Origin of the sequence: Flavobacterium sp. (genome assembly GCF_044376915.1) — a bacterium.
Lineage (GTDB): Bacteria > Bacteroidota > Bacteroidia > Flavobacteriales > Flavobacteriaceae > Flavobacterium.
In genome coordinates this window covers 1-6,933 of sequence record NZ_JBILKB010000088.1, presented here as the reverse complement: position 1 = coordinate 6,933, position 6,933 = coordinate 1, and the positions used below count along the sequence as shown (strand labels likewise).

At 36.7% G+C, this 6,933-nt stretch carries 5 protein-coding genes; 4 read left to right on the top strand and 1 reads right to left on the bottom strand.

The window, feature by feature from the left end; genetic code table 11:
- From ACIQ6Z_RS08510 to ACIQ6Z_RS08495, 4 genes are all read left to right on the top strand, one after another.
- On the top strand, positions 1 to 141 hold a 141-nt coding region (locus ACIQ6Z_RS08510), incomplete at its 5' end, for a DNA alkylation repair protein (protein ID WP_396210469.1).
- A gap of 56 nt (positions 142 to 197) precedes the next feature.
- The gene (locus ACIQ6Z_RS08505) at positions 198 to 2,015 is read left to right on the top strand and encodes a chloride channel protein (RefSeq protein WP_396210468.1); all 1,818 of its coding nucleotides are present in this window, start codon (positions 198 to 200) and stop codon (positions 2,013 to 2,015) included.
- Between the two features lie 134 nt (positions 2,016 to 2,149).
- Complete coding sequence (uvrA, locus tag ACIQ6Z_RS08500) at positions 2,150 to 4,984, top strand: excinuclease ABC subunit UvrA (RefSeq protein WP_396210467.1); 2,835 nt, start codon at positions 2,150 to 2,152, stop codon at positions 4,982 to 4,984.
- Between the two features lie 25 nt (positions 4,985 to 5,009).
- A complete protein-coding gene (locus ACIQ6Z_RS08495) occupies positions 5,010 to 5,735 on the top strand; it encodes a TIGR00730 family Rossman fold protein (protein ID WP_396210466.1) in 726 nt (241 codons plus the stop codon).
- Positions 5,736 to 5,776: 41 nt separating this feature from the next.
- Here ACIQ6Z_RS08495 and ACIQ6Z_RS08490 read toward each other — a convergent pair.
- On the bottom strand, positions 5,777 to 6,933 hold a 1,157-nt coding region (locus tag ACIQ6Z_RS08490), incomplete at its 5' end, for an endonuclease (protein ID WP_396210465.1).

Here is a 6,933-nt window from a genome sequence, read left to right as displayed (position 1 = left end):
TCCAAGGAGTTTTTCATTCAAAAAGCTATAGGTTGGGCATTACGCGATTACAGTCGTTTCAATCCAGCAGGGGTTAAAGCATTTGTTTTATCTGCACAATTAAAGCCTTTAAGTACAAGAGAAGCTTTACGATTACTTTAATTTAGTTTTATTTTTCATATTAAAAAATTACCTTCGTATAAAATTGTAAACTAACCATGTCGTATAAAAAAAAGAACACCTTTAACCGATTAATTCTTAAGAATTTCAGAAAGTTAGAGCATTTTATTTTTCTATTGAAAGCCATGCTGACACCTAGACAATTCATTTATTTGTCGTGTGTACTGGTTGGGTTTTCATCGGCAATGGCAGTAATTATTCTAAAAACATTTGCACATTGGGTATTTAAATCGGCTAAACAATTAGACGACCTATTCCATTTACCCTTCAGTAATAGTACGTTGCCCATCATTGGAATTATCATTACCGTTATCATTATCAAAAAAGTACTCGACGGTTCCATTGAAAAAGGAACCTCACAAATCATGTATGCGGTTGCAAAAAAAAGAGGCATAATGCCCCGAAAACAAATGTTCGCTCAAATCATTACCAGTTCGTTTACAGTGGGCATGGGAGGTAGTGCCGGATTAGAATCACCTATTACGATTACAGGTGCTGCGTTTGGCAGTAATTATGCGCAAAATTATCGCTTGAGCTATAAAGACCGAACCTTATTATTAGCATGTGGGGTTGCCGCAGGTATTGGAGCTGCATTCAACGCACCCATTGCTGGTGTCCTTTTTGCCATTGAAGTAGTATTAACCGAAATCAGTATTACCGCATTTATTCCCATCATGATTAGTGCAGCGACTGGAGCTTTAGTTTCTACTGTACTTTTGAATGAGGATATTTTATTTTCATTTAAAAAGGTACAATTTTTTGATTTTCACAACCTGCCCTATTATGTTGCATTAGGAATATTGAGCGGATTTGTTTCGATAAATTATGCCAGAACCTTTCGAAAAATTGAACATTTTTTTGGCCGATTAAAATTCAACTACATTAATAAAGCGCTATTTGGAGCTACCATTTTAGGAATCTTAATTTTCTTTTTTCCGGCCTTGTTTGGAGAAGGCTATGAAAGCATTAAACTATTAGCCGATAACAATCCGCAGGGACTTGTACAAAATAGTGTTTTTGAATCCTATAAAGACTCGCGTTGGATTTTACTCTTATTTGTAAGTGCTACGATGCTCATAAAAGTCTATGCCACAAGTTTTACACTTGGTGCAGGAGGCAACGGAGGTAATTTTGCTCCTTCCCTATTTGTAGGATCGTATTTGGGGTTTTGTGTAGCGTATTTTGTCAATATTTCCGGTTTATCAAAATTGCCTGTGGGTAATTTTACACTAGTGGGTATGGCAGGTATTCTGAGTGGTTTATTTCACGCACCCTTAACGGCCATTTTTCTTATCGCAGAAATAACCGGCGGATATAACTTAATGGTGCCATTGATGATTGTATCATCGGTCAGTTTTGCCATTTCAAAACGTTTTGAACCCTATTCGTTTGATATTAAAAACCTAGCGGATAAAGGGGATGTTTTTACCGATAATCGCGACACCAATATTCTAAATTCTATCGATGTTTCCAAATTAATCCAAACCGATTATAAAACCATTTCCTTAAGCCACAGCTTAGAAGAATTGGTGCTAAAAATTCAACAATCGGATGAATCAGTTTTTCCAGTGCTCGATGAACAAGACAAATTATTGGGTTTGATTACATTAGATGAAATTAGACCTATTGTTTTTTCAGCTTTTAAAGTAAAATATACCGCGGTAGAAGAAGTGATGCAACCGCCCAAAGAAATTATCTTCTATGACGAAACTTTGGAAACTATTATGGATAAATTTGATGCTTCAGAATGCAAAGTACTCCCTGTGTTGAAAGACGGAACTTTTCTAGGTTTTATTCACAAACAACTCATCTTGGAAAAATACAGACACCGTTTGAAATCCATGATTATTGAATAAACAATAGCACTTCATAACATTCCTATACGATAAATAAAATAATAGTGTAAATGCTAACTTTTTTTTATTTTCTTGACAAGTGTCTCGTGTAAAAATTGGTTTGAAATCAGTATCTTTGCGTTTTGCCATAAATTATGCAACATACATCCGACGAAACAATTGAAATTATTGGCGCTAGAGTCCATAATTTAAAAAATATTAACGTATCCATACCGCGAGAGAAATTAGTAGTAATTACAGGACTCTCTGGTTCTGGAAAATCATCTTTGGCATTTGATACCATTTATGCCGAAGGCCAACGCAGGTATATCGAAACATTTTCTGCTTACGCACGCCAGTTTCTTGGCGGATTAGAACGACCTGATGTTGATAAGATTGACGGACTTTCTCCTGTAATCGCTATTGAACAAAAAACGACCAATAAATCACCACGTTCCACTGTGGGCACGATTACAGAAATTTATGATTTTTTACGTCTGTTGTATGCCCGAGGAGCCGATGCATTCAGTTACAATACAGGTGAAAAAATGATCTCGTATTCGGATGAGCAAATTAAATCATTAATAGTAGAGGATTTTAGCGGAAAACGCATTTCTATATTAGCGCCGGTTGTACGGTCTAGAAAAGGTCATTATCGCGAATTATTTGAGCAAATTGCCAAACAAGGTTTTTTGAAGGTGCGTGTAAATGGGCAAATCCGTGATTTGGAATTGGGCATGAAAGTGGACCGTTACAAAACCCACGATATCGAAATTGTAATTGATCGAATGGCAATCGATTCAAAAGAAGATACGAACAAACGTTTGTCGGAAAGCATTAAAACAGCCATGTATCATGGTGATGATGTAATGATGGTAATCGAACAAGAAAATCAAGAAGTGCGATATTACAGCCGCAACTTGATGTGTCCCACTTCGGGAATTTCATACCCCAACCCTGAACCAAATAATTTTTCATTCAACTCGCCCAAAGGTGCTTGTCCATGTTGTAATGGTTTGGGAACCGTAAACGAAATAAATTTACAAAAGATTATTCCTAATCTCAAGTCGACAATTAAAAATGGTGGTTTTGCCCCCTTGGGCGACTATAAAAGTTCGTGGATTTTTAAACAATTGGAAATTATTGCCCAAAAATATGAGTTTAAAATAACCGACGCTATTGAAGACATCCCACAAGAAGCTATGGACATAATTTTATATGGCGGAAATGAAAAATTTTCTGTGGTATCCAAAGTTATGGGAATTACAAAAGATTATAAAATTGATTTTGAGGGAATTTCTAATTTCATAAAAAATCAATACGACAACTCTGATTCAGCGAGTATTAAACGGTGGGCAAAAGAGTTTATGGATGAAAATGACTGCGCAGTATGTGAAGGCACTCGTTTGAGAAAAGAATCCTTATATTTCAAATTAAACGGGAAAAATATCGGCGAATTAGTGCAAATGGATATTGCCGAACTATCCGATTGGTTTGCTGATTTAGACCGTCATTTATCTGAAAAACAAAAAGTAATTGCTGTAGAAGTCTTAAAAGAAATTACAGCCCGATTGCAATTTTTGTTGGATGTAGGTTTGAATTATTTATCCTTGAACCGAAGTTCAAAATCCCTTTCGGGAGGGGAAGCCCAACGCATTCGATTGGCCACACAAATTGGTTCACAATTAGTAGGTGTTTTGTATATATTGGACGAACCCAGTATCGGTTTGCACCAAAGAGATAACGAACGATTAATCAAGTCCTTAGTAAGTCTTCGCGATATAGGCAACTCCGTAATTGTGGTAGAACACGACAAAGACATGATAGAACATGCGGATTATGTTATCGATATTGGTCCGAAAGCAGGTCGTTTTGGGGGTCAAATCATAAGCAAAGGAACACCTAAAGAGTTATTGCAGGAAAACACCATTACTGCCCAATATTTGAACGGTAAAATGAAGATTGAAGTACCCAAAAAACGTCGTGAAGGCAATGGGAAATCAATCAAGTTATCAGGTGCAACCGGAAATAATTTAAAAAATGTGACGGTAGAAATTCCGTTGGGGAAATTAGTTTGTGTAACCGGAGTTTCGGGTAGTGGAAAATCAACTCTAATCAACGAAACACTCTACCCAATTTTAAATACCCATTTTTTCAATGCGGTAAAAAAACCACAACCTTATAAAAAAATTGAAGGATTAGCGCATATCGACAAAGTAATTGATATCGATCAAAGTCCGATTGGAAGAACCCCACGCTCTAACCCTGCTACCTATACTGATGTCTTTTCAGAAATAAGAAGTCTATATACCCAAACGCCTGAGGCAATGATTCGTGGTTACAAACCCGGCAGATTTAGCTTTAATGTAAAAGGTGGTCGTTGTGAAACCTGTGAAGGTTCGGGAGTGAGAACCATTGAAATGAGTTTTCTACCCGATGTCTATGTAGAATGCGAAACCTGTATGGGTAAGCGATTCAATCGAGAAACATTGGAAATTCGTTACAAAGGAAAATCAATATCTGATGTATTGAACATGACAGTGGATGAAGCAGTTGAGTTCTTTGAAAACATTCCAAAAATTTATCGAAAAGTTAAAACCATTCAAGATGTCGGTTTAGGATACATCACATTGGGACAACAAAGCACTACGCTCTCTGGAGGTGAAGCTCAGCGTATTAAATTAGCGACGGAATTATCCAAAAAAGATACCGGAAACACCTTTTACATTTTAGACGAACCCACAACAGGTTTGCATTTTGAAGACATTCGGGTTTTAATGGACGTCATTAATGTATTGGTTGATAAAGGTAATACCGTATTAATCATTGAACACAATTTAGACGTTGTTAAATTAGCCGATTATGTTATTGATATTGGATATGAAGGCGGCAAAGGTGGTGGTGAAGTCGTTGCAAAAGGAACACCCGAAGAAATTGTAAAAAATACTAAAAGTTATACGGCGCAGTTTTTGAAAAAAGAATTATCTTAGTATTACTAATAAAACCGAAACGAATATGGCAGCAGATCAATACGAGAACGAAGATCACAGAATTCAGGAAAAATTCAAGCAAAAAACATGGAACGAAATTCGATCAAACGACTCTTGGGCGATTTTTAAAATCATGTCAGAGTTTGTCAATGGTTATGAGTCCATGGGAAGAATTGGACCATGTGTATCTATTTTTGGTTCAGCACGAACCAAGCCAGCAGACAATTATTACCTCTTAGCCGAAAAAATCGCATACAAAATCAGTAAGGCGGGATATGGTGTAATTACGGGTGGCGGACCCGGCATTATGGAAGCAGGAAACAAAGGCGCGCATTTTGGAGGAGGAACATCCGTTGGTTTGAATATCGAACTACCGTTTGAGCAACATTATAATCCTTATATTGACAAAGACAAAAACCTAAACTTTGACTATTTCTTTGTACGAAAAGTAATGTTTGTAAAATACTCTCAGGGGTTTGTAGTGATGCCCGGAGGATTTGGAACATTAGACGAACTTTTTGAAGCCGTAACCCTCATTCAGACCAAGAAAATTGGAAAATTCCCGATTATTTTAGTGGGAACTGAATTTTGGTCGGGCCTTCTCGATTGGATTAAAACCGTAATGATCGACAAAATGAAAAACGCAAATTCCGATGATTTAAATCTAATCAAAGTAGTAGATACCGAAGACGAAGTTTTGGAAGCTTTGGATAATTTCTATAAAAAATACAATTTATCCCCTAACTTTTAAAAACATAGCCCTTCAATTGAAGGGCTATGTTTTTAAAGTAATTATTGTACTATTATTTTCTTTGTAAGGGTGTTTGTTCCATTAGTAATTGTAATCAAATACATTCCTGGATTCCAAGTGCACTCTACTTGCATTTCGCTTTCAAATGCAAAGCTTTGAATCAATTGTCCTGTAAGCGTGTGAATTTCTGCAAAGGCCTTACCTTCTACCCCAGAAATTTTAATAAAATTGGATGCAGGATTCGGATAGACTACAATATGAGTCATAGGAAACAACTGATTTGATAAAGACGAAAACCACTGCTGTCCATAATTAGCCCCAAAAATATACTGTACTAAAGACGGATGATCAATAAAAGGATTGCGATTCATTTGCCAAGTATACACATAATTGTTGCGATTCATTTCAAAATCATCTCTCGGATCACTCTGATGCCATGTTAATAGTGTAGCTAAATCACCTATATTCCCTGACGCTGTAGTTGTGTTTGGTAAATACTCACTTGGATCTCCTGCAACCACATTCAAACCGTTGAATCGTACAGCCATGTAAAACAAGGCTCGCGCTACATCACCACGCCAAGAACCTTGGGAATTTGTTGGTCCCGCATAAGTGGTAGCAGAATTTGCAGTCCCATAATTTTTGTTATTTCGAGAAGAATTCTCTTGACCGTTTTCAACTCGAATGTGGTGCGCATCTGATACACCATCAACTACAGTAGCAGCACTTGTGGCATTCCAAAAATTAATTCCATCCGCAGAGTCGTTACTAGATACTTCAAATCCTCCTCTTGATTGACAAAAAATATGTTCACGATTCCATTTACCTACAATACTACTTCCAACTTGTTGGTCTATTTTTGCCATAGGCGATTCAATGTACATGCACCAAACTTGATTGGAATTTAAAGGGTTTTGATCGGCTGTTCGAATAATGTCCCAAATATCCGCATAACTGTGCAATCGCACTACCGATGGATTGGCAATAATATCTTGTACTGCTTGTTTTAAAGCACTTCCCGACAATCCTTCTAAAGTATCATAATACCCTGCAGGAATTGTTGGCGTTACTAATCCATATGTTGGATTTAGTGGTGTTCCAAAAGATTGTACCGTATAATCATTATCATAAATTCGAATAGTAATATTATCATTGTTGGTCACATAACCCGAAGGAACACTTTGTAAATCGATCAATA

Excerpts from the sequence above, each read along its gene's own strand:
- ACIQ6Z_RS08505 (WP_396210468.1), top strand. The coding sequence starts at position 198 with ATGTCGTATAAAAAAAAGAACACCTTTAACCGATTAATTCTTAAGAAT.
- uvrA (WP_396210467.1), top strand. The coding sequence starts at position 2,150 with ATGCAACATACATCCGACGAAACAATTGAAATTATTGGCGCTAGAGTC.
- ACIQ6Z_RS08495 (WP_396210466.1), top strand. The coding sequence starts at position 5,010 with ATGGCAGCAGATCAATACGAGAACGAAGATCACAGAATTCAGGAAAAA.